General features: G+C 63.3%; 18 protein-coding genes. 9 read left to right on the top strand and 9 right to left on the bottom strand.

All coding sequences use genetic code 11. From position 1 onward, the window contains the following. The first annotated feature begins 65 nt into the window (after positions 1-65). Positions 66-473: a hypothetical protein gene (locus BQ8482_RS39105; protein ID WP_244602727.1), complete on the top strand. Its 408-nt coding sequence runs from the start codon at positions 66-68 to the stop codon at positions 471-473. A gap of 156 nt (positions 474-629) precedes the next feature. On the opposite strand, the gene BQ8482_RS10685 is transcribed toward BQ8482_RS39105, so the two are convergent. Further along, positions 630-1,208 (bottom strand): hypothetical protein, encoded by a 579-nt coding sequence (locus BQ8482_RS10685; RefSeq protein WP_244602728.1) that lies wholly within the window; start codon positions 1,206-1,208, stop codon positions 630-632. A gap of 54 nt (positions 1,209-1,262) precedes the next feature. Next, complete coding sequence (locus tag BQ8482_RS10690) at positions 1,263-2,132, bottom strand: glycerophosphoryl diester phosphodiesterase membrane domain-containing protein (RefSeq protein ID WP_244602729.1); 870 nt, start codon at positions 2,130-2,132, stop codon at positions 1,263-1,265. Positions 2,133-2,179: 47 nt separating this feature from the next. On the opposite strand from BQ8482_RS10690, the gene BQ8482_RS10695 reads away from it, so the two are divergent. Genes BQ8482_RS10695 through BQ8482_RS10725 form a run of 7 tightly spaced genes read left to right on the top strand, consistent with a single transcriptional unit; the run spans position 2,180 to position 8,441 of the window. Next, complete coding sequence (locus BQ8482_RS10695; protein ID WP_244602730.1) at positions 2,180-2,806, top strand: DUF4129 domain-containing protein; 627 nt, start codon at positions 2,180-2,182, stop codon at positions 2,804-2,806. After that, positions 2,803-4,008 carry a DUF4350 domain-containing protein gene (locus BQ8482_RS10700; RefSeq protein ID WP_123147595.1) on the top strand — a complete coding sequence of 402 codons (1,206 nt, stop codon included), beginning with the start codon at positions 2,803-2,805 and terminating at the stop codon, positions 4,006-4,008. The genes BQ8482_RS10695 and BQ8482_RS10700 overlap by 4 nt, the downstream gene beginning before the upstream one ends. Further along, the gene (locus tag BQ8482_RS10705; RefSeq protein WP_123147596.1) at positions 3,995-4,951 is read left to right on the top strand and encodes an AAA family ATPase; all 957 of its coding nucleotides are present in this window, start codon (positions 3,995-3,997) and stop codon (positions 4,949-4,951) included. Before BQ8482_RS10700 ends, BQ8482_RS10705 begins: the two co-directional genes overlap by 14 nt. Beyond that, complete coding sequence (locus tag BQ8482_RS10710; protein WP_123147597.1) at positions 4,948-6,258, top strand: DUF58 domain-containing protein; 1,311 nt, start codon at positions 4,948-4,950, stop codon at positions 6,256-6,258. The genes BQ8482_RS10705 and BQ8482_RS10710 overlap by 4 nt, the downstream gene beginning before the upstream one ends. Continuing rightward, positions 6,255-7,286: a stage II sporulation protein M gene (locus tag BQ8482_RS10715; RefSeq protein WP_123147598.1), complete on the top strand. Its 1,032-nt coding sequence runs from the start codon at positions 6,255-6,257 to the stop codon at positions 7,284-7,286. Before BQ8482_RS10710 ends, BQ8482_RS10715 begins: the two co-directional genes overlap by 4 nt. Continuing rightward, complete coding sequence (locus BQ8482_RS10720; RefSeq protein ID WP_123147599.1) at positions 7,273-8,169, top strand: RDD family protein; 897 nt, start codon at positions 7,273-7,275, stop codon at positions 8,167-8,169. The genes BQ8482_RS10715 and BQ8482_RS10720 overlap by 14 nt, the downstream gene beginning before the upstream one ends. Then, positions 8,166-8,441 (top strand): hypothetical protein, encoded by a 276-nt coding sequence (locus BQ8482_RS10725; RefSeq protein WP_165848507.1) that lies wholly within the window; start codon positions 8,166-8,168, stop codon positions 8,439-8,441. The genes BQ8482_RS10720 and BQ8482_RS10725 overlap by 4 nt, the downstream gene beginning before the upstream one ends. Positions 8,442-8,460: 19 nt before the next feature. Here the strand turns inward: BQ8482_RS10725 and BQ8482_RS10730 are convergent, their stop codons facing one another. Beyond that, on the bottom strand, positions 8,461-9,147 hold the full coding sequence (locus BQ8482_RS10730) for a D-lyxose/D-mannose family sugar isomerase (protein ID WP_123147601.1): 687 nt from the start codon (positions 9,145-9,147) through the stop codon (positions 8,461-8,463). A gap of 150 nt (positions 9,148-9,297) precedes the next feature. Here BQ8482_RS10730 and BQ8482_RS10735 point away from each other — a divergent pair, with 150 nt between their 5' ends. Beyond that, the gene (locus tag BQ8482_RS10735) at positions 9,298-10,356 is read left to right on the top strand and encodes a D-TA family PLP-dependent enzyme (protein ID WP_123147602.1); all 1,059 of its coding nucleotides are present in this window, start codon (positions 9,298-9,300) and stop codon (positions 10,354-10,356) included. Between the two features lie 94 nt (positions 10,357-10,450). Here BQ8482_RS10735 and BQ8482_RS10740 read toward each other — a convergent pair whose 3' ends face one another. The 6 genes from BQ8482_RS10740 to hutG form a co-directional block, all read right to left on the bottom strand. Next, positions 10,451-11,215, bottom strand: coding sequence for a heme ABC transporter permease (locus BQ8482_RS10740; RefSeq protein WP_123147603.1), 765 nt, complete (start codon positions 11,213-11,215; stop codon positions 10,451-10,453). A gap of 220 nt (positions 11,216-11,435) precedes the next feature. Next, positions 11,436-13,208 carry a glucan ABC transporter ATP-binding protein/ permease gene (locus BQ8482_RS10745; RefSeq protein WP_123147604.1) on the bottom strand — a complete coding sequence of 591 codons (1,773 nt, stop codon included), beginning with the start codon at positions 13,206-13,208 and terminating at the stop codon, positions 11,436-11,438. A 360-nt stretch (positions 13,209-13,568) separates the two neighbouring features. Beyond that, complete coding sequence (locus BQ8482_RS10750) at positions 13,569-22,130, bottom strand: glycoside hydrolase family 94 protein (RefSeq protein ID WP_123147605.1); 8,562 nt, start codon at positions 22,128-22,130, stop codon at positions 13,569-13,571. Positions 22,131-22,376: 246 nt separating this feature from the next. After that, positions 22,377-22,964, bottom strand: a complete 588-nt coding sequence (locus tag BQ8482_RS10755) for a HutD/Ves family protein (protein ID WP_123147606.1) — start codon at positions 22,962-22,964, stop codon at positions 22,377-22,379. An 8-nt stretch (positions 22,965-22,972) separates the two neighbouring features. After that, entirely contained in the window at positions 22,973-24,643 is a 1,671-nt protein-coding gene (gene hutU, locus BQ8482_RS10760; RefSeq protein WP_123147607.1) for a urocanate hydratase, read from the bottom strand. 40 nt (positions 24,644-24,683) lie between these two features. Continuing rightward, entirely contained in the window at positions 24,684-25,502 is an 819-nt protein-coding gene (gene hutG, locus BQ8482_RS10765) for an N-formylglutamate deformylase (RefSeq protein ID WP_123147608.1), read from the bottom strand. Between the last annotated feature and the right edge of the window lie 50 nt (positions 25,503-25,552).

Genomic DNA, 25,552 nt, shown 5'->3' on the forward strand with positions numbered 1-25,552 from the left:
TTCGTCCTCAGGGCGACAGCCGCGTTTAAGCGACATAAAGACATCTTTATGTCAATATACGGGATTTGTCTGCCGCTGTCACCCCTGCCGCGGGGAATGCTGCCCACCGGCGTTACAACCCCGCCTGCGCTGTCTTCACTACCGGCGCCGCTCTCAACAACATCCCGATCGCGAGACGCGCGAGCCGGTCGCGGCGACGACGACGGCCAAGATCATCTATCGGTTACGAACTGGGTGCGGCCTTCACCTATGTCGGGCTGAAGGCCAACGTGCTCGAATTCATGCCGCCGCTGACGCTGACCGAGGACGAAGTCATTGAGGGCGCGGCCATCGTCGATCAGGCAATCGCCGACGTGACCGCAGGCAAGGTCTCCGACGCGGATGTCGCTTCGTTCATGATGTGGAAGGCGGGAGCGACCTCTCGCGTCAGGAAAAGATCTCCGCCAGTTCGTCGACGCTGGTGCCTTCCCTAACCTGCCGCAACTCGACATAGCTGACTGCGGTGGCGATCGACATCACCATAGACGTTACACTCGTCACCAATGCGTCCACCACCGCACCCACTATCCCCCCTCCAAACAGTGCGGCTACAGTGCCGAGCGCCAACTCGATGGCAATGGCGATAATGATCAGGATAATGAACAGCCGAACAGCGCCCAGCGGCTTCCCTTGGTCAGATCCCGGCTGCGGGCCATCGAGCCGAATACGCCGAGCCGCTCTTGCACCAGCGCCGGTACCGCGACCGACCAACGCAGCGCCAACATGATGCCAGGCACAATCAGCAGCATAAAACCGAGGCCCACGCCTAAACCAACCAACAGGGCAATGGCGAACGTCGGCAGGAGGAAGGAGACTGCTTTCGCGATGCAGTCACCGAACGAAGGCTGCTTGCCGTTCAGGTCCTCGATGGTGGCGCGCACCAGTGACGCCTGAAGCAACAGCGACAGGATATAGGAAGCAAGGCCGGCGCCCATCGTGACGGCGGTATAGCCGAATACCAGGTTCTGCTCGCCGAAAGTGCTCGGGTCGAAGGGGACGGCCGGGTCCTGTCTCAACGCCCAAAGTTGAAAAACAAGAGTCGGCAAACCCGAAAACAATGCCGCAAGTCCTAGGCAAAGCACGACGTTACGGCCGATGACAGCAAAGCTGTCGTTGAAAACCCTGCCGATGCGAAACTTGTCCGGTCGTTCCAGTGTCAGTGAAGACATGATGTAACCTGTCCAGTCCAGGCCGATCCTGATGCGATGAGGGCGGCCTTGCCGCTATGAGAAGATTTCCGCCAGTTCGTCGACGCTGGTGCCTTCCTTGACCTGACGCAGTTCGACATAGCTGACCGCCGGGGCGACCGAGGTCACCACGGATACGACGGATCTCACCAGAGCATCCAGGATGAGAGCCGTGGTCACGCCAAAGACCATGACGATTTGGCTCAGAACAAGCTGGATGGCGATTACGGCTATGATCAAGATAACCCAGAATCCGAACAGCGCCCAGCGGCTCCCTTTGGTCAGCTCGCGACTGCGCTTCATGCTGCCGAACACCCCCCGCCGTTCCTGAACCAGAACCGGCACGGCGACCGACCAGCGGAGCCATAATATGATGCCCGGGACGATGAGCAGCATGAAGCCCAATCCCGCGCCCAGAGAGACCAGTACTGCGATGCCTATCACCGGCAGCAGGAGTGGGATTGCCATCTTGAGGCTGTCGCCCATTGATGGCCGCTTGCCGCTCAGATCCTCGATGGCCGCGCGCACCAGCGTCGCCTGCAAAATCGCTGCCAACACCATGGAAGCCAGCACGACAAAGATTGTAACGATAACTCGTTGGGCCGAGAACTCCGGAGTGCCTGTCTCGGTGCCGATTGCCCATTGCCAGAGCCAAAGCTGGTAGAGCAACGTTGGCAAGCCTGAAAACAGCACTGCCAGCCCGAGGCAAAGACCGATATTGCGGCTGATGACAGCAAAGCTGTCGTTGAAAACCCTGCCGATGCGAAACTTGTCCGGCCGTTCCAATGTCGTTGAAACCATGATGCGTCCCCCGCTCAATCGCCGCGTATCGGCTGGTGATCCCCGCATTAAATGTGCCAACATTGGAGGTCGGCGTCTAGTCCACTTGCAATTGCCGTTGTGCATTGTCAGTGTCGGCTGGGGAACCACAGGTTGCAGGGGAGCGGTTGGCAGTGGCACAGCCAGGCACAGCGGAAGCCGAATGGCCAGCAAAAGCGCATGAGCAGTTGATCTCGGACAAGTCGATCCAGTTCGACCTGCCGGCCTATGTGCCGCCGCAGCCGCCTGACTGGCTGAAGCCGCTGCTGGAACTGTTGTCGTCACTCGGCCCCTACATGATCTATCTGTTCTGGGGGGCGGTGATAGCAGGTGCCGCGATCATCCTGCTCCTGGTCTTTCTCGAGATGAAAGGTATCGCCTGGCGCCTGCCGTGGCAGGGCGCGAGGCGCGAAACCGAGGCGGAGGAAGCATGGCGTCCCGACGCCGGCGCCGCGCAGATCCTGCTGTCGGAAGCCGACGCGCTTGCCGCGCGAGGCGATTACGACGAAGCGGTCCATCTCCTGCTTCGCCGCAGCGTTGCCGATATTGCCGGCCGGCTGCCAGACTTCCTGCGCCCGTCGCTCACGGCGCGCGACATCGCCGCTGCTGCTTCGGTTCCCGCCAAGGCCCGCGCGGCGTTTACCGAGATCGCACGCATTGTCGAAGCCGCGCTGTTCGCACGCCGGCCCGTCGGCGACGAAGGCTGGCGGGAGGCACGCGGCGCCTATGAGCGTTTCGTCTTCCGGGATGCCTGGACATGAGTGCTGCGACGGCCGAACCCGCAGCACAGGAACCGTTCAGTCGAAGAACGCTATTCTGGGGCATTTTCGCCAGCCTACTTGCGGCAGCGGGCTTCTTCCTGCTGTCCACCTATGCTCCCGACTTCCGGCAACCCGGCAACGGCGGCGCGACGCCACTGTCGAAAAGCGGCGTCGGCTATGCCGGTCTGGCGGAATGGTTGCGGCTCACCGGCAACCCGACTTCGATGGCGCGGACCGAGGATGATCTCGCCACCGACATGTTGCTGATCGTGACCATTTCGCCCGAGAGCGATCCCGCGGCGCTCGACCACATCCTCGAACTTCGGCAGGACCTGGATACCCTCTTCGTGCTGCCCAAATGGCAGACATTGCCGCTGGAGGAGCACGAAGGATGGAAGATGAAATTCGGGCGATTGCCCGATGCGGTGGTGAACCAGTGGCTCGGCCGGATCGCCAATGCAAAGATCGGCGTCGGCCACAGTACGGTGCGGCAACTCGACATCGAAGGCCGGCTCGTTGCCGCCCCCGACGAATTGCAGTGGGTGTCGGACGAGCATCCAATCATAGCAGCCGGCAACGACAAGGCTGTGCTCACCGAAGTGGATGGCAAGCCTTTTTATGTCCTGACCGACCCCGACCTGATCAACAACGCCGCGCTTGGGAATCCCGACAAGGCGGCAGCCGCGCTCGACCTGATTGCATTGCTGCAACCCGAAAAGGGCCCGGTCATGTTCGATCTCACGCTGCATGGCGCGGGGCGAAAATATGATCTTGCCAAGCTGTTGGTCGAACCGCCGTTTCTGGCGCTGACACTGACGATCCTGGCTGCGGCGGTGCTGGCTTTCCTGCACGGCCTCGGCCGTTTCGGCCCACCGCGCGCCGAATTGCGCGCTATTGCCTTTGGCAAGCGCGCGCTGGTGGACACGACGGCGATGCTGTTGCGGCGCGCCGGGCGGCTCGAGGAACTGGGAGGCCGTTATGCGGCCTTGATGCGGGTACGCGCCGGCGCACTGCTGGGAGCGCCGCAAGGGCTGCAGGGAGAAGCGCTCGACCGCTGGCTCGATTCTCGCGATAAGGACGAAGCCAGCGGATTCACCGCGCGGGCGCAAGCCGCCGGCGAGGCGAAAAATCTAACGCAAATGCAGGAGGCAGCGGAACAGCTGCACGATTGGACGGCAAGGAGGCTCGGTGAACGTCGATGATGTGAAGGCCCTGGCGACACGGATCAGGGAAGAAGTGGCCAAGGCGATCACCGGGCAGCACGACACTGTCGACCTGATGCTGATCGCCTTGTTCGCCGGCGGGCATATCCTGCTGGAAGGCCCTCCTGGCACGGCCAAGACAATGACCGCGCGCTGCTTCGCCCAGGCCCTGGGTGTCGCCTACGGGCGCATCCAGTTCACGCCGGACCTGATGCCTGGCGATATCGTCGGATCGAACATCTACAATTTCCAGACCGGACAGTTCACGCTGACGCGCGGTCCGATCTTCTGTGACCTTCTGCTTGCCGACGAGATCAACCGCACGCCACCCAAGACACAGGCAGCACTTCTGGAGGCGATGCAGGAGCACGCGGTCACCTTCGACGGCACCACGCATTCACTGGGCCGTAACTTCATGGTGGTCGCGACCCAGAACCCGATCGAGCATCAGGGCGTCTATCCCCTGCCCGAGGCGCAACTCGACCGCTTCCTGTTCAAGCACCGGGTCAGCTATCCCAGCCCCGAGGAGGAACGGGCCATCATCATCCATCACGGCGGCGGCTCCGCCTCGCATGACATCGGGCAATACGGCATCAAGGCTCAAACGGACCGCAAGACGCTGGAGAAGGCACTCGAAACCGTCGGCTCCGTGACCCTTGTCGACGACGTCGTCGACTATATCGCGGCGCTGGTGCGCGCCACCCGCGACAGCGCCGATTTGGAGGTTGGCGCCAGTCCACGCGCGGGCGCCATGCTGGCCAGGGCGGCACGAGCGCGGGCGGCGCTGGACGGGCGCGCCTATGTGATCCCAGACGACGTCAAGGCGCTGGCGGTGCCGGCGCTGCGCCATCGCGTTATCCTTTCCCCGGCCGCGCAGATCGATGGCCGCCTCGTCGAGCAGATCGTCTCCGACCTGGTCGACCAGACGGAAGTGCCGCGTTGATCTATCCGAGCGGCCGAGCGGTTTGGACGGCTGCAGCCGGCGCGGTCCCGGCCTTCCTGGTCGCGCTGGCGCTGCCGTCGTTGTGGTACCTCGGCTTGCTGTGGATCTGCCTGCTGCTCGCGTTCCTGGCGGTGGACGCTGCGGCAGGACGCGGGCGGAAATCGCTGGCCGCCAGCCTCCACGCGCCGCCGCAGGTCGGCGTCGGCGGGCAGTTCACCGTCCACGTCGACGCCTGTTTTGCGAGCCGGACGCGAACCCTGGAGGCGCGCGTCGGTCATGATGAGCGCCTGGCGCCGATCGGCGGAACCGGCGGACCCCTGGCTCCCACAAGTGATGGCGGATCGCTCGACCTGCGGTTCCAGGCCCTGCGGCGCGGCATCGCCAGCTTAGATCGTCTGTGGGTGCGATGGCGCGGGCCGTTCGGACTGGTCTGGAATCAGGTCGTCCTGCCGATGGAAAGCAAGGTGGCAGTGTTGCCCGACGTCCGCAGCGCCCGCGACCAAGCGATCACGCTGCTGCAGCGCGAGGCCCTGCCCGACGGGCACGCCCAGCGCCGGGCCGGACAGGGCCGGGAATTCGAGGCGCTCAAGGATTATCAGCCCGGCATGGGCCGGCGAATGATCGACTGGAAGCGCAGCGCCCGCCACGGCAGGCTTCTGGCGCGCGAGTTCCGCATCGAGGAGAACAACAACATCGTGCTGGCCATCGACAGCGGACGCCTGATGTGCGAGCCGGTCGACGGCGTGCCGAAGGTGGACCGGGCGGTGGCGGCCGCCTTGCTGTCGGCGTTCATTGCGCTCAAGGGCGGTGACATGGTCAGCCTGTTCGGCTTCGATGCGCGGCCGCGTGTCGCCAGCGGCGCGGTGCGCGGCTCTGCCAGCTTCGCGATGATCCAGAAGCGGGCGGCGGAGATCGACTATTCCAACGAGGAGACCAATTTCACCCTGGCGCTGACCACGCTTGCGGCACGGCTCGACCGGCGCTCGCTGGTGATCATCTTCACCGACTTCGTCGATCCGATCAGTGCGGAATTGATGCTGCGCACCGTCGGTCGGCTCACCGAGCGGCATCTGGTGCTGTTCATGATGATGAGGGATGTCGAGCTGGAGAGCTTGGCCGACATGCCGCCTTTGTCCAGCGAGGATGTCGCTCGCGCCGTCGTCGCCGGCGGGCTTTTGCGCGAAAGGCAGGTCGTCATCGGCCGGTTGCGGCTGCTTGGTGCGCATGTGATCGAAGCCGATCATCAAAGGCTGGGGCCGGCCCTGGTCGAGCGCTACCTGCATTTCAAGCGGGAGGATTTGTTGTGACTGCGCCAGTACCCGGCGATGCTGGACGCGGTGACGCCGTACGCCAGTCGCTGGCCAGCTTCCGTCGGGAGCGCGAGCCCGACTGGAAGGCGTTCGAGGCGCTTCTCGCCCGTGTCGAGAAACGCGCGCCGCGGGCGCTGTCGGAAGAAGAACTGCTGTCGCTGCCGCTGCTCTACCGTTCGGCATTGTCTTCGCTTTCGGTGGCGAGGGCGACATCCCTCGACAGCGCGCTGATCGCCTATCTCGAATCCCTGTCGCTGCGAGGATATTTCTATCTCTATGGGGCACGCCGCGGACTACGGCAGCGTGTTGGCGATTTCTTCCTGCACGACTGGCCCGGCGCCATCCGCGATTTGTGGCGCGAGACGCTGGTGTCGGTGGCGCTGATGTTTGTCGGCATCGGCGCCGGCGCCTGGCTGGTAGCGTCCGACAAGGGCTGGTTCGACGCGATCATCCCGTCGGGCCTGGCCGCCGGCCGTGGCCCCGACGCTTCTGCCGAGCTGCTGCGCACGATGCTTTATGATGGCGACAACGGCTTTCTCTCAGGCTTTGCCGCTTATCTTTTCACCCACAACGTCCAGGTTGCAATCCTGGCCTTCGCCCTTGGATTTGCCTTCGCCGCGCCGACGGTGCTGCTGATGCTGTTCAACGGTTGCATGCTGGGTGCGGTGTTCCAAGTCTATTGGGCAAAGGGGCTTGGCATGGAACTTGGCGGCTGGCTGGCCATTCACGGCACCACCGAATTGTTCGCCATCGCGCTGGCCGGCGCTGCCGGCATGCGCATCGGCACGCGCATCGCCTTTCCCGGCGAATTGACCCGTATGACGGCAGCCGCCCATGCCGGACGCGTCGCGGCGACCGCGATGGTCGGCGTTTCGGTCATGCTGCTGTTTGCCGGACTGCTCGAGGGTATTGGCAGGCAGACAATCACCAGCGATGTCACCCGCTATGCCATTGGCGGCGGCATGCTCGCACTGTGGATCGGCTATTTCTACCTGTTCCAGATGGTGCGCAATGGCGACCGTTAGACGCTCCGCGCTGGCGACAATGCGATCGCTGATCACGCCTGAAGGTGTCGATCTCCAGATAAAGCTGGCCGACGCCGGCACACGGGCCGCCGCTTTCCTGCTCGATGTCGTGTTTATCGCCACGGCTGCAATCGCGGTCACGATTGTCGCGCTGTTCGGGGTGAGAGGCCTTGGATTTGATGAAATGCAGCCGCTTTTCATCGTCTGGATCATCGCGATCTTTTTTCTGCGCAACGTCTATTTCATCGCCTTCGAGGCGGGCCGGCGCGCGTCGACGCCCGGCAAGCGGATCGTCGGCATCAGGGTGGCATCGCGCAACGGAGCCGGCCTGTCGGTTGATCAGGTCATCGCCCGCAACCTGATGCGCGAGATCGAAGTCTTTCTGCCGCTGTCGATTATCGCCGGACGGAGTGGGATGGGCGTCGCCGATACGCTGACGACAGTTTTCGGACTGGTGTGGGCGCTGCTGTTCGCCCTGTTCCCGCTTTTCAATCGCGACCGGTTGCGGATTGGCGACCTCCTGGCGGGAACCTGGGTCGTCGAGGCGCCTAAGCGCACGCTGATGGAAGATCTGTCGGCAAGGCAGGATCCGGTCGCCAAGACTTTTCAGTTCAGCCACGCGCAGCTCGATGCCTATGGCATCGCCGAACTGCACAAGCTGGAGGAGGTGCTGCGCCGCGACGACTATTTCGCGCTGCGGGCGGTGGCTGAAACGATCGGACGCAAGATCGGCTCAACGCCGCAGGCGCATGACGCCCGCCCGTTCCTGACGGCGTATTACGGGGATCTCAGGGCGCATCTCGAACGCAAGCTTCTTCTCGGCACCCGCAAGGCCGACAAGCACGCGCGCGGTAGCAACGCTGGACCAACGAGGCTGCCATGAACACATCTCTATCCGAGCTTGAACTTCAAGAGATGGAAACCCGAGCTGCCGCGGCCCAAGCTGGCCCGTGGAAATCATGGGTCGAGGGCCGGGACTTTCTTGGCGGCTCAAGTTTCATCCAGACCGGCCAAGGGGCGGACCGCGGCGAGGACATCGAAATGACCGGCGCGATGGTCGCGGACCAGGATTTCATGGCCGCCGCGCGTCAGGATGTTCCTCGCCTGATCGCCGAAATGCGCAGACGCCGCGCGCTCCTCAATCGAGCAAATTAGAAGGCAGCAAGGCTGCCTCCTAACCCACCCACTTCTCGTAGTCCGACACGAGCAGGTGCAGCGGCGCGACGTCCTCGTCGATGTCCGCGAAGCGGCCGATCGGCTCGCGGAAGACATTGTCGGTGAGATCGTCATTGACCGTCGAAACCTCGCCGATCAGCACATCCTTGCCTTCGGCCCAGAAAGCATGCCAGACGCCCGGCAGCAATGTGACGCTCTCGCCTGGGTCGAGCTTCAGCAGCCCGCCCGCCGGCAGCCTGTGAGTGGTGCCGTCGACAGGCACCGATACCTCGGCCTTGGGATCGATGCCGCCATCGCGATCGTGCATGAACAGTTCCAGCACCAGCTTGCCGCCACCACGGTTGATGATGTCCTCGGCCTTGATGTTGTGGCGATGCATTGGCGACAGCTGATCCTTGCGCGAGATCATGATCTTTTCGGCATAGAGCATGCCCATGCCCTTCTTCATGTCCTCGTAGCGACCGTTGCGAACGGTGAACAGGAAGAGGCCGAGCTCGTTGAACTTGCCCTGGCCGTAGTCGGTGATGTCCCAGCCGAGCCGGGAGGAGAAGATGGCCGACGAATCCTGCCGACGCGCCTTCATCTGTTCCGGGGTCCAATAGGCGAAGGGCGGCATGATGTAGCCGAACGAGCGGATGAAGGCATCGGCGTCGCGGATGATGTCGTTGATAGCGGAGCGTTTCATGATCGTGGTTCCTTCCAGTCGGCCTAGGCGATCCCCAAACCGAATAGCCGAACGCCGATCCGGTGTCGACGTAAACTGCATGAGCTGGCCTCATGACATCCGGTTCGATCAAGGTCATAACGGCAACCAGTTTCCTGATGGTGGCATTCCATGCTGAGCATAGATGACCTCGATACGCCGGCGATCCTGATCGATGTCGACCGCGCCGAAGCCAACATCGCGCGGGCGCAGGCCCACGCCGACCGCCAAGGGCTGAAGCTCAGGCCGCACATCAAGACCCACAAACTGCCTTACTGGGCAAAGAAGCAGATCGCAGGGGGTGCGGTCGGCATCACCTGCCAGAAGATCGGTGAAGCCGAGGTGATGGCCGAGGCCGGCCTCACCGACATTTTTCTGCCTTACAACATTCTGGGCAGGGCCAAGCTGGAGCGCCTCAAGGCGCTGCACGGCCGTGTGACGCTGTCGGTTACATCAGACAGCATGGAAACGCTTAACGGGCTCGACGCCACCTTCACCGATCGAGGCCAGCCGCTACAGGTACTGGTGGAATGCGACACCGGCATGGGCCGCTGCGGCGTCCAGTCGGCCAGCGAGGCGGTCGCATTGGCCAGAGAGATCGACAAGGCCAAGGGACTCGCCTTCGGCGGGCTGATGACCTATCCGGCGGCAGGCCGCGCTGCCGAGGCCGAGGCGTGGCTCGCCGATGCGCGCAACGCGCTCGCCGCGTCCGGCCTCGCCTGCCAACGCATCTCCAGCGGCGGCACGCCGGATATGTGGCGCTCGAGCGAGGCTTCCGTTATCACCGAGTACCGCCCCGGCACCTATATCTATCTCGACCGCTACCAGGTCGCCAAAGGCGTCGGAAGCCTCGACGATTGCGCGCTGACGGTGCTGTCGACGGTGGTCAGCCATCCGACGCCGACACGGGCCATCCTCGATGCCGGCAGCAAGGCCTTGTCCAGCGACACGCTGGGGCTGCCCGATTTCGGCGAATTGCTGGGCGTTCCGGGCGCCACCGTCACCGGCCTCAGCGAGGAACACGGCAACATCACGCTTTCCGGCGACGCCAGGCTGCGTATCGGTGAGCGCGTGCGCGTCGTGCCTGACCATTGCTGCGTCGTCACCAACCTGTTCGACGAGGTCCACCTGATCGCCGGAGAACGGGTGCTCGAGACGCTGCCGGTGGCGGCGCGCGGCCGCATGGGGTGAGAATCGGTGCGCGGTGCCGACGGAAAGCCAATTGCTTGGCTTTTCGAGCTTCGAACGCCCTGAGCTTGCGAAGGGCCGGGCAAATCTGAATTGGTCAGGCCGATTGCCGTTCGGCCTGCCTCGCTGCGACACGGCGCATGGAAATGACCCGGCGACGTCGGATTTCCGTGCGCATCGCCATCAGGTGCAGCGCGAAGAACAGCACGGTAAAGCCCAGAGCCATCACCAGCAACGGCCGCAACAGGCTGGGATCGATCGTCGGCCCACCGAGCCGGAGCACCGAAGCCGGCTGATGCAGCGTGTTCCACCAGTCGACCGAGAATTTGATGATCGGGATGTTGATGAAGCCGACCAGGGTGATGATTGCGGCGGCCCAGGCGGCGCGCGCCGCGTCATCGAGTGCCCGCGTCAGCGCGATGATGCCGAGATACATCAGAAACAGCACGAACACCGACGTCAGCCGCGCGTCCCACACCCACCAGGTGCCCCACATCGGCTTGCCCCAGATCGAACCGGTGATCAGCGCGAGCGCTGTAAAGACGGCGCCGATGGGTGCCGCCGATTTCAGCGCGACGTCGGCCAGCGGATGGCGCCATACCAGCGTGCCTAACGCGAAAACCGCCATCAGCGTGAAACACATCATGGCCAGCCAGGCGAAGGGCACATGGATATACATGATGCGCACGGTGATGCCTTGCTGGAAATCCTCCGGCGCAGTGAAGCTCATATAGAGCCCGGCGGCCAGGATGAGTGTGGCGATGGTCGCAAGCCACGGCACCACCTTGTCGGCCAAACCGACAAACCGCGTCGGGTTGGCGAAATCCATCCAGCCGCTGAGGCGTGAAGTCAGGTCACTCATGCGGCTTTACATAAACCGGCGACGCGTTTGGGGCAATCGAGTGGCGGTGTCGCACCAAGCCTTTCCTTCTCCCCTTGTGGGAGAAGGTGGATTGGCGCGCAGCGCCAAGACGGTTGAGGGGTGCTGGACGGAGTGCCGTCCGTGCCAAGCTGGAGCACCCCTCATCCGGCCGCTTCGCGGCCGCCCTCTCCCACAAGGGGAGAAGGGCGAGCCTGGCCGCTCAGGCGGCCTCGTCGGTGATGGTGCGGCTGAGGCGGCGGACTTCCTCGTCGTTGAGCAGGCCGCCGGCGCGCAGCAGGCTGGCGAAGCGGCCATTGCGCATCGACAATTCGGCGAACCCACCCATTTCGACCACCTTGCCCTTGTCCATGAACACGACCAGATCGGCATCGCGAACGGTGGTCAGGCGGTGGGCGATGATGAAGGTGGTGCGGCCGCGACGCAATTCGTCGATCGCTTCCTTGACGCGGTCTTCCGTCTCGACGTCAAGCGCGCTGGTCGCTTCATCGAGCACCAGGATGGGCGAATCCTTCAGAACGGCGCGCGCGATCGCGATACGCTGGCGCTCGCCGCCCGAAAGCTGTCCGCCGCGTTCGCCGACGACCGTATCGTAGCCGTTGCTCTTCGACAGGATGAAATCCTGCGCGGCAGCGGCGTTGGCGGCGGCGTGGACCTCATCATAGGTCGCCTCGGCGCGCCCGACCCGGATATTGTCCTCGATCGAGCGGTTGAGCAGGCCCGCATCCTGGAAAACGGTGGCGATCGAGTGGCGCAGCGACTTGCGGGTCACCGTGCGGGTATCGATGCCATCGATCAGGATACGGCCGCTCGACGGCGCAAAGACGCGCTGCAAAAGATTGATGAGCGTGGTCTTGCCTGCGCCCGTCGGACCGACGATGGCCACGGTCTGGCCGGCATGGACCTCGAATGACACGTCGTTCACGCCCTGCCCCGAATTGGCGAATTCGAAGTTGACGTTTTCAAAACGCACATGACCAGTGACGTTGACCAGATCACGCAACCCGTCCGGCTCGGCGGCGTCGGCCGCGGAGTCCTCAAGGCGGTAAAATTCCTCGAGCTTGGCCCTGGCTTCCGAAATCTGGTTGGCGAAGGCCGACATCTGGTCGAGCCGGGCAATCAGCAGCGTGGCAAAGCCGGTAAAGGCGATGACGTCACCGATACGCAATTGGCCATGCATGACCAGATAGGAGCCGATTAACAGCACGACCATCATCGAAATGGTCGACGACAGGCGGTGCAGAGCGTTGGCCAGTGCCCACCAGTCGAGCACCGGATACTGGGCATCAAGCAGATTCTTGACATAACGCTTCAGGGCGTCGGTCTCGTGGCCGATGCGATTGTAGCTCTGCAGCACGGCGACATTGCTGACCGAGTCGCTCACATGTGCGAACACTTGGTGAAAGTGCCGTTCCACGGACGCCTGGCCTTCCCTGGTACGACGCATCACCAGCCGCCCGATCCCGACGTACAGCGCGCCCAGCGCCAGCAGGACCATCGACATGCGAATATCCATGCTGAGCGCCGTCGGCACCAGCAGAACCAGTGCGACAACGGTGGACAAATGCTGCCTCATGAACTCGAGCCAGAGACTGAACAAGGTCTCGACCGCGCGCAGAAGCGTATGCAGGGAATTGGAGGTGCCGCGCTGATGATGCCAAGCAAGCGGCATGGTGATCACGCGCTCGAATGACTGGCAAAGAACCTCGCTGCGCCGTGCATGGGCAAAGCGGTCAGCGCCGCGCGCCACCAGAACGAAGGCGACGACGTTGAAGACGCCGATACCGGCCCATACGGCGAGCGTCGAAAAGACCGAGCCGCCGTCCGAAATAGCATCGATCACCCGTCCGAACATGATCGGCTCAAGGATGGCGATAATGGCAAGCGCGACATTCGCTCCGCAGATAAACGCTACGCGTTTCCTGTCGGCGGCGAGATAACCAAGCGCTCTCCAGTAGATCTGCAGAAGGGACACTTCAGCTACTCCGGCAAATTGTTATTGTGCACTGCATCATTTTCTGACTCGTACCTGTTGACGTGTCGCGAAACAATGCTCGTGTACCCCTTCAGTTCCCAATTCGCGAACAAAAGATGGCGACGCTGCGAAATCTGTCGTGATCACCTAACGGTTTGAGAAAAAAGGTAAAATGTCAGCCTTGCGGCAGAATCGTGGCAGGCTGCAAGCACTGCCGCAATTTTAATCAGCAACTGGTTATGTACGGATCACAAAAGCCTGCATCGGCTTTTTGGAGAGCTCATGCGCAATAGAATTTCTAGAGCACGCTTAAACAACGCGCGCCCCCAAGACGTGCAAAGACGCTCCAAATCCTTGAAACTACGCCGGTATCCTGACGACCACCTCAGCATTGTCGCCGGCTTTCGGTTCGAAAGACGAAGCCTTCGTCTTTTTACCATCTACCTCAAGCGAGATGGCTTTGACCTTGGCGTCGCGGACAACGCGAACCCTGAGTTCGGCCCCCAGCACCTTGAGCGTTGCTGTATAACCATCCCAATGGCTGGGGAGTTTCGGCCTGAACTGGATGCGCTCGCCCCTGCGCTCAATGCCGAGGATGCCCTCGACCGCCGCGCGGTAAAGCCAGCCGGCCGAGCCGGTATACCAGGTCCAGCCGCCGCGGCCGCCCTTGCCTTGCCCGGCGTAGACGTCGGCCGCGACGACATAAGGCTCGACGCGGTAGTGCTCGGCAGCGGCTTCGTCGAGCGCGTGGTTGACCGGGTTGAGCATCGAGAGACAGCGGTAGGCGTCGTCGGTGCGCCCCATTTCGGCGAGCGCAATGACGAACCATGTCGCCGCGTGGGTGTACTGGCCGCCGTTTTCACGGACACCCGGCGGGTAGCTCTTGATGTAGCCTGGGTTCTGTTCCGTCCTGGAGAAGGGCGGGGTGAAAAGCTTGACGATCTTGAGCTCGTCGTCGACGAGCATTTTCAATGCCTGCTGCATCGCCGTCGTCGACCGCGCCGGATCGCCCTCTCCCGACAGCACGCTCCACGACTGGGCAATCGAGTCGATCTTGCACTCCTGCGAACCGCGCGACCCCAGCGGCGTGCCATCGTCGAAACTGCCGCGACGATACCATTCACCATCCCAGGCGGTGCTTTCCAGCGCCCGCCTCAGCACGTCGGCGTGTTTTGTCCAGGCTTGCGCGCGCTTGGTATCGCCTTCCGCCTTGGCGACAGGTGCAAAGTCGCCCAGCGTCTTCAGCAGGAACCAGCCCAGCCAGACGCTCTCGCCCTTTCCGTGCTCGCCGACACGGTTCATGCCGTCGTTCCAGTCGCCACCGAGGATCAGCGGCAGTCCGGCGGAGCTGCTGCGCTTGATGGCAAGGTCAAGTGCGCGTGCGCAATGATCATAGAGTGAAGCGGTCTTCTTCGATATCTCCGGAGTGAAGAAGGCGTCGTGCTCGCCTTCTTCCAGAGGCGGCCCGTCGATGAAGGGCAGTTGTTCCCTGAGGATCGCGGTATCGCCGGTCACCTGCAAGTAGTGTGCCGTGGCATGGGCGAGCCAGACCACGTCGTCGGAAATCATGGTGCGGACGCCTGCCTCGGTTCGCGGCAGCCACCAATGCTGCACGTCGCCTTCGGGGAATTGCCGCCGCGCCGCGTTAATGATCTGGTCGCGCGCCAGTTTCGGATCATGGACAAGCAGGGCCAGCGTGTCCTGCAACTGATCGCGGAAGCCAAAGGCGCCGCTCGCCTGGTAAAACGCCGAGCGAGCGCGGATGCGGCAGGCGAGGCTCTGATAGGGCAGCCAGTGGTTGACCATTGCGTTGAGCGCCTTGTCCGGCGTCTCGACCTGGATGGTGTCGAGAAACCCTCGCCAGGTGCGTTCATTGTCAGCCAGCCGCTGATCGAAATCCTTGCTGCAATGATGCTGTACCAGCGCGCTGGCTTCCTCGGCAGAGGCTGCATCGCCGAGCAGCCACAGCAGCGTCACGTCGCCGCCGGCAGGGATGTCGACGTCGCGTGCAATTGCAGCACAAGGATCGTCGCCCGCCTCGACGCGGCCCGACAGGCTTGCGCCGCTGAGCACGGCATGCGGAAGTTCGCTGGTGCCGTGGCGACCGATGAACTCGCCGCGGTCGGCCGTCACCGAGTGTGCCGCGCCGTCGGCGGCCAGGAAGGCGACCCGCTCGCTGAAGTCGAGCCCGTAGGGATTTTGCGCCAGCAACGCGCCCGTCGCAGCATCCCTGGATGGAACGATGGTCGCCGCCGTGCGCGAACGATGGCTGCCAAGAACCCATTCCGCGTAGGCATAAACGCGCAGGCGCGCCGGCACCGAACCCGAATTCTGGATGCGCAATCGGGAGATTTTCACCGGATCGACAGGATCCACCACATGGGTCAGGTCCATCGACAGCGGTCCGCGCTTCGAACGGAAGGTCGAAAAACCCTGTCCGTGCCATGTTTCGTAGGTCATGGCGGGATCGCGCACCACTGCGGCCAGCGGCGCGAACGCCCGGCCGTTGGCATGATCGTAAATATAGATGCCCTCGCCGGGCCGGTTGGTGACCGGGTCGTTCGCCCACGGCGTCAGTTGATAGTCACGGCTGTTTCGGCTCCAGGTGAAGGCAGCGCCTTCAGCCGAAACATGGAAACCGAACGAGGCGTTGGAGACGACGTTGATCCAGGGCTGCGGCGTCATGCGCCGGCCAGCAAGGCGCACGACATAGTGGCGTCCATCGCCTTCGAAGCCGCCAAAGCCGTTCCACTGGTTGAGCCCGCTGCCGTCGGCGCCGCCTTCGACCGAGGCCTGGGCAGCCCATGTCTGTGGCGCCGGCGGAGACGGTTCACGAAGCGCTGCTGCACCTGTCGGCTGCAAAGCGTCCCGCGCTTGCAGCGCAGCGGCCTCGGCGCGCTCGATCTGATCGAAGATGGTGCCGTTTCGCGTGTGCAGGGCGACGCGGGCGACGGCGAGCAGCGTCTTGTAGGTCGTCTCGTCCATCAGATCGCGGCGCACCGCGAAGATGTGCTGGCGGGGTCCGAGTTCCTTGCCGCGCAGGCGGCTGTTTTCGCACAGCGTCTCGACTGCCCGTTGCAGATCCTGCACGTAGGATGAAGCCTGCTCGTTGACGACGACAAAGTCGATCATCATGCCGCGGGCGCGCATATATTCCTGGAAGCGGAGCGCCTGGGCAACGATTTCGAGATCGGCGACATCGCCGATCCTGACCAGGAAAATCGGAAAGTCGCCGGATATGCTGGTCGGCCACAGGCCCGACTGCTTGCCGAGCCCGGAAGCGATCGATTCGGCCGGAAGGCGCAGGAACGGATCAGGATAGATCAGATAGCGCGCCAGGTTCTGCACATTGGCGGCATCGGCAAGGCTGAGGCCGAGATGACGGGTCTGCACCTGTGAGCGGGTCCAGGCGAGCATCGCCTGGCGGGCGAAGGCTTCCGGATGATCGAGCCGCGCAATGGCATCTTCGAGTTCGGCACGGTTGGCGCCGACGGCAGTCCAGAAGGTCAGCGATATCTTCTTGTTGGCCGGCACGCGCACCTGTCGGCGAAGTGCTGCGACCGGATCCAGCGTGAAGCCGGAATGGCCGCCAAGCTTGGCGCCGGGATCGAAGGCGGCGGCCGCGACAATGGTGCGGCCGCGGCCGATGAAGGCTCGCCGGTCGGTCTCGGCTTCGGCGTCGCGCGTCGACCCAGACGGGTCGGTGACGAAATGCACCATGGTGACATCAGGCTCGTCCGTTTCCCGCTTGCGTCTTGTGGCGAAGATCGCCCCGTTATTCGCAGCGATTTCGGTTTCCACGAACATTTTCGAGAAGGCCGGGTGCGCATTGTCGGATGCGTCGGAGCCCAGCACCAGTTCGGCAAAGGAGGTCACTTCGATATGCCGATCGACGGGGCCGTCATTGTAGAGCGTCACCCGCCGGCCTTCGCCGTTTCCTTCCGAGATGACGATGCATTCGACCTCCGAACGCAGTGATCCCACCGACTTGATGAAACTCGCCTTGTCGTCGGAGAACAGCGTCTGCACTTCTTCGTCGGTGGCACGCTTTGGCTCGGCGGTGGCCGACCACCAGTCGCCGGTGCCGGCGTCGCGCAGGAAGATATAGGAGCCAAGCCGATCCTCGGTTGGATCCGGCTGCCAGCGCGTGACGGCAAGCTCGCCCCAGCGGCTATAGCCGGAGCCGGTCGCGGTGACCATGACCGAGTAGCGGCCGTTGGACATGACGCTGGTCGAACGCAGCGCCTTGAGCGGATCGAGCACGATGCGCGTATCGGGGCTCTCGACTTCCGTTTCGTCCTTCGACCGTTCGTCGGCCTCGGTCCTGACGGTGGCGGTCGGGATGTCGCGCGGCGCCCTTTCCTGCAGCAGCAACTCGGCCGACTCGATCACCGGATCGCTGTGGAAGCGGTCGCGCAGGCGTCCTTCGAAGATGGCGTCGGCAACGGCGGCGATCGACATGCCGGAATGGTGGGCCATGTAGTTCAGCACAACGACATGGTCGGTGCCCTCCGGCACGCGCTGCGGCGTGAAATCGACCGCATCGTAGAAGCCGTGCCGGCCAAGGGCGCCGAGCCGCCTCAGCCTGGCCAGGTTCTGCACCGATTCACGCGGGGTGAACTGCGCCGCCAGCACGGTCGCATAAGGCGCAATCACCGTGTTCTGGCCAAGACCTCGCTTTAGGCCCAGCCCGGGCACGCCGAAATTGGTGTACTGGTAGGTCAGTTCGCGATCGCGGGCATTGTAGGCCGCTTCCGAAATCCCCCAGGGCACGTTCTTCGAGCGGCCGTACTGGATCTGACGCTTGATGATGAGCTTGCTGGTCTGGTTGAGGATGCTGCCTTGCGGCTCCTTCATCACCAACGGCGGCATCAGATACTCGAACATCGAGCCTGACCAGGACATCAGCGCGCCCTTGAACCCGATCTCGACGATCGGCCGGCCGAGGTGGAACCAGTGCTCCGTCGGCAGATCGCCCTTGGCGATGGCGAACAGGCTGGTCAGCCGCGCCTCGGAAGCCAGGAGGTCGTAGCAGCTTTCGTCGAGCTGATGCTCCTCGACCCGGTAGCCGATCGACAGAAGCTTGCGTTCCTTCCGCATGAGGAAAGAGAAATCCATCTCGAAGGCGAAGCGACGCGTGCGCTCGCGCAACGAAAGAAGCTTGGCCCGCAAGGCTTCGACGGCATTGTCGTCGCTATGCGCGTCATGGACATGCGCTTCGCAGGTGGCTTCCAGTCTCGCCGCCCAGTCGGCGATGGTGTCGCTCTGTGTCGATACGGCCTCGGTATGGATGGCGATGGCGAGCTTGCGAATCTCGCCGGCCAGAACGGCCAGGTTGATGGTTCGGATCGATGCCATCTCGGGTTGTGCCTTGATCGATTCGACCGCCCGCCGCATGCCGTCGAGGCGATCGGCGAGCCGCTGGCGCAACGGCCGCAACTGGCGACGGTCGTCAGGCAACTCCGCCAGGCTTTCGTCGAGGATCGTCACCGTATCGAGGATACCCTCGAAGTCGCCCTGAAGGTGGACCGCAGGCGCTTCCGCCCATTCGGCGCAGGCGGCCGCCACCGCCACCAGATGGCCGGCAAGATTGCCGCTATCGACGGCGGAAATGTAGAGCGGATAGAGCGGTTTCAGCGTCGTCGTGTCATACCAGTTGAAGAGATGGCCGCGCTCACGCGGCATGCTCTCGATAGTCGACATCGTCGCGTCGATGCGGGTGGTCGCGTCGGACAGGCTGATCCAGCCGAAATCGCGCGCCGAAATCACCGACAGGAGATAGACGCCGATATTGGTCGGCGAGGTGCGGGGCGCCACGACAGGCGCCGGACTTTCCTGGAAATTGTCGGGCGGCAGATTGTGATGCTCGGCCGTCACGAAGGTCTCGAAATAATGCCATGTGCGCCGCGCAACCGTACGCAGCGCATGGATGTCAGCCGCCGATATGCGCAAACGGTCCTCGGTTTCGGCTGAGCGGCTGATCCAGAAGGCGAAGGCCGGCGAACCGATCCAGAACAGCGCGAAGAAGAAGGCAACGAAAGCTCCGGTGGAATCGGCCAGAACCGGGATGGCAAGACCGACCACGCCGACAATCACTGCGCCATACATTATGCCGTAATAGGAGCCGAGATCGTTGTCGCCGTTCTTGTGCGCCTGCGAGGCAGTGCGCCATTCGAGCAGGTTCTGCCGAGTGACGAACAAACGGTAAAGCGTGCGAATGATGGCATCGCCCATCATCCAGGCCAGATGCGCCATCAGCACGATCTTCAGCGCTACCAGGGCGGTGCCGAACACAACGTCGCGCGCCAGCGCCGAGAAATGGCCGCGCGGCGTCTGGTCGCCGCTTTTCGGCAGGATGGCGTGGACGATGTCGAATGTCGGCGCCATGAACAGTGTGAGGATCAACAGCGCCTGCCATTGCGCGGCCTGCGTGAAAGGCAGCAACGTCCAGCCGGCGATCGCCGCCATCACCCAGAAGATCGGCGTCAGCGAGCGGCGCAGATTGTCGATCATCTTCCAGCGCGACAGCGCCGGCACGCCGGAGCGTGGATCGAAAATGAAGCCCAGAAGCTGCCAGTCGCCGCGTGCCCAGCGATGGTGGCGCGACGCGTCGACCGAATAGCGGGTCGGATAGTCCTCGACCAGTTCGACGTCCGTGACCAGCGCCGCGCGTGCCAAGGCGCCTTCGAGCAGATCGTGGCTGAGGATGGTGTTTTCTTCGATGCGGCCCTTCAGCGCCGCTTCAAAGGCGTCGACGTGATAGAGGCCCTTGCCGGTGAAGGAGCCGTCGCCGAAGACGTCCTGGTAGATATCCGAGACGGCAAATACGTAGGGATCGAGGCCGCGATTGGCGGAAAAGACGCGCTGGAAGAAGGACGCGTCGTCGCCGCTGGTCAGCGAGGCGGTGATGCGCGGCTGCAGGATGGTGTAGCCGGCGGTGACAACGCGCTTTGCCGTATCGTAATGCGGGCGGTTGAGCGGATGGCAAAGTTTGCCAACCAAACTGGCGACGGCATCGCGGGTGGTGCGCGTGTCGGCGTCCAGCGTCATCACATGGATGACGTTTTCAGGCAACGACACATCCAGCGGCAGGAAGGTGGTGTCGCTGTCACCGCGCAGCAGAAGGTTCAGTTCGTGCAACTTGCCGCGCTTGCGTTCCCAGCCCATCCAGGCGCCCTGGGATTCATTGTAGAGCCGCCGGCGATGCAGGACGTAGAAGCGCGGCGCGCCTTCGCTGGGATAGCGGGCGTTCAGCCGTGCGATCTCGTCGCGAGCATATTGGAGGATCTCAATATCCGCCGCATCGATTTCGGTTTTGCTGTCCGGCCAGTCCGAAAGCAGAGCGAAATGGATTTCGTCCGCGGTGTTGGCCAGGTGATGCACTTCGATGTTGCGGATGTTCTCCTCGACGTCGTCGCGCGAGCCGATCAGCGACGGCACCACCACCAGCGTGCGCGCCTCGGGCGGCATGCCGCGTCTGTAGTCGTAGCCGACGAGGCGGGTGGGCTTCAGGAACAACGATACGACGGTGTTGAAGAAGGCAAGCGCGCCTTCGCTGGCCGGCACGGCAAACAGCGCCAGCATCAAGACGATCGACGGTATGGCCAGGCCGAGATTGGCAAGGGCGTTGCCGGAGAGGACCAGAAGCAGGACCGTCAGCGCGAACACCGGCACGACAATGCCCAGCCATCCGGTCTTGCGGAACGCCCGTTTGGTCGTGACGCTGATGGTCGGCCGATAGCCGATCGCCCTTTCCAGTTCCAGGCGGCGCGGGCCGACCAGAAAGAACCCGACGTCGGTGTGAACGGTCGGACCGGTGACGGTGGTATCGGCGACAGCGGCATGGCCGGCGAGTTCGATCGCCTTTTCAGCGACGCGGAATTCGGAACGATCGGAGCGGCGCGCCAACTCCTCGATCGCGGTCCGGTACTGGTCGCGCGAGAAGAAATCGAGTGCGGCGAAATCGGTGCGCTCGCGCAGCAAGGTGTCGATGCGGCTGACACCTTCGAACCAAACCGTCCAGTCGATATCGTTGATGAGCCTGAGGCCGCGGATGATGTTACCGGTAGTTACATTGCCACCGGACAGCGTGCGATGCTCGCTAATGATGATTTCCTCGGCATCGGAGCCGGACTTTTCAAGCTCGCCCTCCAGCCATTCCAACGCCCTGCCGGCATTTTGCGACCCGTCGCGCAGGCGGTAGAGCAATTGGGTGGCAAAGGTGGTGTCCTGTGCATGGGCGACGTAGTTCGACAGGATCGCCTGACGGTCGGCGCTGTCGTCGATCGCCAGCACGCGGTCGGCGACCTCGTTGGCAATCTGGCGCATCTGGCGGGTACGACTGACCCGGACCGCGATCCGGCGAAGATTTTCGATCAGAACGAAGCGCAGAAGCGATGGCAGCGCCCAGAGTTCGCCGATCTTCAGTGGCTCGACGGACTGAAAGCCTTCGACGATCGCCTTGAACATGGTCGCTGAGACGGAACTGTCCGAATGCGCGACATAGGTCCAGGCCAGCGCAAGGGCGCGCGGCACGCTGGCGCCGTCGGACAGTTTCAGGGTCGGTAACTGCCGATAGAAACGGCGCGGCAGGTCGCGCTTGACCTGGAAGATGGTTTCTTCGACCAGATAGTTGTTGTCGAGCAGCCATTGCGCCGCCGGCGTGATCGTCTCGCCTCTCGCCTGCGCGGCATTGGTCGAGCGGTAGACTTCGAGGATCTTGCTGGCGCTGTCGCGGACGCGTGGCTGGAAATCGAACGACTCCAGGCCGAACAGATCCTTGACGTCACCCTTGGCGAGGCTTGCACCCAACGTGCGCAGGCGCTCTTCCGGCAGGAAATTGGAGCGTATCGGCTCTTCTGTAATGGCCGGGAAGCCCGCGCTCGTTTTTTCCATTTGGGTGGGATTCGTCTGGATATTCATTGAAAATTCCGTATGGGGGACGCGTAGCAGCGTCACCGCCACGGCAATGTCCCTAAAACCGATTCAAATGCAATTGGTTGCATCGAAACATGGGCCGAAAGTTTGTTTTCCCACCACAACTTTCAGACGATCATCCCCTCGCTGCCGTCGGGACTTGATCGACGGAAGGATTCGGGCTTTTTCGTGATGTGGGCTTGAGCTTACGGCAAATTTCGCCGGTGTTGCGATCATGTTTCGAAACAGGCGTTAATCGTTTGCAGCAACCCGTTCGATGCTGATCACGAACAGCGTCGCCGTTCGGGCAGGCTCCAGGCGCCATTTTAGGGCGTCCGGCCCGAGCAACAGCGTGTCGCGCGGCCCGATGCGGACAGGCGCCGCGCCGGCAATCGTGATCTCGCCGTCAAAACACTGGATGAGGGTCGTATCGGCCGCCGACTGGATGTCCATCGGAGCGGAAATCACAACCCGTTCGACGGCGTGGGTCATCCGTCCGCGCCGCGTCATGACGTTGAGATCGGTGATCGGACCGGCGATCAGCGCCGCTTGCGTCGGCACATCGGCCGGAAAGGAAAGTGGGGCGGAAGCTTTGGTCACCGTAGCCGCCGGGCGGCCGGCGATATCAAGGATGATCCCTTCGCCTTCCAGCACGGCCAAGGTTCGGTCCACTCCGGCAAACCCGGAGAATGGCCCGCCGCTTTCAACGCGAGCCATGGAGATGCGCCAGTCGAAATCGTCGAGCGCAGCACCTGCGGGCGAGACGGCGATTTCCGTCGTCACCCCGCCGCCGTTCTTCCACGGCATAGACCGGTATTCGGCTGCCCTGAGAATGCGCAAGGCGCGGCTCAGCCGAGAATGCCTGGCAGGTTGAGTTGGTGCTCCCTGGCGCAGTCGATCGCGATGTCATAGCCGGCATCGGCGTGGCGCATGACGCCGGTTGCGGGGTCGTTCCACAGCACCCGCTCCAGGCGTTTGGCCGCTTCGCGTGTGCCGTCGGCGACGATGACCATGCCGGCATGCTGCGAAAAACCCATGCCGACGCCGCCGCCATGATGAAGCGATACCCAGGTTGCGCCGGAGGCGGTGTTGAGCAGCGCATTGAGCAACGGCCAGTCGGACACGGCGTCGGAGCCGTCCTTCATCGATTCGGTCTCGCGGTTCGGCGAGGCAACCGAGCCGGAATCAAGATGATCGCGGCCGATGACCACCGGCGCCTTGAGCTCGCCCTTCGCCACCATCTCGTTGAAGGCGAGGCCGAGCCGGTGGCGGTCGCCGAGACCGACCCAGCAGATGCGCGCCGGCAGACCCTGGAACGCGATGCGCTCACGCGCCATGTCGAGCCAGTTGTGCAGGTGGGTGTTGCCGGGCGTCAATTCGCGGACCTTGGCGTCGGTCTTGTAGATATCCTCGGGATCGCCTGAGAGGGCTGCCCAGCGAAACGGGCCGATGCCGCGGCAAAACAGCGGTCGGATGTAGGCCGGCACGAAACCCGGGAAGGCAAAGGCGTTCTCGAACCCTTCCTCTTTCGCCACCTGACGGATGTTGTTGCCATAGTCGAGCGTCGGCACGCCGGCGTTCCAGAACGCCACCATCGCCTCGACATGTTCGCGCATCGACGCGCGCGCCGCCTTTTCGACCGCCTTCGGGTCGCTGGCGCGCTTCTCGCGCCATTCGGCGAGCGACCAGCCCTTGGGCAGATAGCCGTTGAGCGGATCATGCGCCGACGTCTGGTCGGTGACCAAGTCGGGGCGCACGCCACGCCGCACCAGTTCCGGCACGATGTCGGCGGTGTTGCCGACCAGACCGACCGATTTCGCCTCGCCGGCCCTGGTCCAGCGCTCGATCTTTTCCAGCGCCTCGTCGAGCGTGTCGGCGCGTTCGTCGACATATCGGGTGCGCAGCCTGAAATCGATGCGGTCGGGATCGCATTCGACCGCCAGGCAGCAGGCGCCGGCCATCACCGCGGCCAGCGGCTGGGCGCCGCCCATGCCGCCGAGGCCGCCGGTCAGGATCCATTTGCCCCTGAGATTGCCGCCATAATGCTGGCGGCCGGCCTCGACGAAGGTCTCGTAGGTGCCCTGCACGATGCCTTGCGTACCGATGTAGATCCACGAGCCGGCCGTCATCTGGCCGTACATCATCAGGCCCTTCTTATCGAGATCGTTGAACTTCTCCCATGTCGCCCAGTGCGGCACGAGGTTGGAATTGGCGATCAGCACGCGCGGCGCATCGGTGTGAGTCCGAAACACCCCGACCGGCTTGCCGGACTGCACCAGAAGCGTCTCGTCATCTCCAAGCGTCTTCAGAGAGGCGACGATGCGATCAAAGTCGTTCCAGGTGCGCGCCGCCCGGCCGATGCCGCCATAGACGACCAGTTCGTTGGGGTTTTCGGCGACGTCGGGATCGAGATTGTTCATCAGCATGCGCAACGGCGCTTCCGTCAGCCATGTGCGGGCGTTGAGTTGGCTGCCGCGCGGGCTGCGGACTTCGCGGATGTTATGACGAGGATCGGTCATGGCGTCACTTTTCCTTTCGAATGAGCTGTGCGGCGGAGCGTCAGCGCCCGACCCAGGCAATCGCGCTTTCCAGGATCCGCTTCAGCGTAGCGCGGATCGGCGCGGCGAAAGCGGGGTCGTAAGGCACCGGCCAATTGTCGGGCGTCCCCTTGCCCTCGGGCTCGCGCATATAGCCGCGGTTGGAGAGTTCCATCTGCAGCACATGGACGCCGTTTTGCGGCTGGCCGAAATTGCGCGTAATCCAGCCGCCCTTGAAGCGGCCATTCACCACGTATGTCTCGCCGGTTCCGGCGAGGATCTCGTCGACCATTGCCTGCAAGGCCGGATCGGCGCTCTTGCCGTCATTGGTGCCGAGATTAAACACCGGCAACGTGCCCTCGAACAGCCGCGGCAGCACCGAACGGATCGAGTGGCAGTCATAGACGACGATCTTCTGGTGCAGGGCGCGTAGCCTGTCGATCTCGGCCTGCAAGGCGGCATGGTAAGGCACAAAGTATTTTTCGCGGCGCTCGTCGACCTCCGGCGGTCCAGGCTCCTCTCCGGCGCGATAAAGCGGATCGCCATCGAACGTTTCGGTCGGGCAGAGCCCGGTCGTCGCCTGGCCGGGATAGAGCGATGCGCCGGACGGGTCACGATTGACGTCGATGACGGTGCGCGAGATCGCCGTATGCACCACCGTCGCGCCGAGGTCTTCGGCAAAGTCATAGAGCTTGTCGATCCACCAGTCGGCGTCGCGGCGGCCGAGCCAGGGCGACACCAGCCGGTCCTCAAGACCGGCGAGATCGATGCCGGTGTGCGGGATCGAGACCAGCAGGGGTGCCGTGCCTTGGGTGACGGTGAGCCAGGAGGGTAAAGTCATGAGAAATCCCCCCGCGCTGGCGCTCTGCGGCGCGAAGGATCGCGACCTAT

The organism is Mesorhizobium delmotii (assembly GCF_900149755.1).
GTDB classification, from domain to species: domain Bacteria; phylum Pseudomonadota; class Alphaproteobacteria; order Rhizobiales; family Rhizobiaceae; genus Mesorhizobium; species Mesorhizobium delmotii.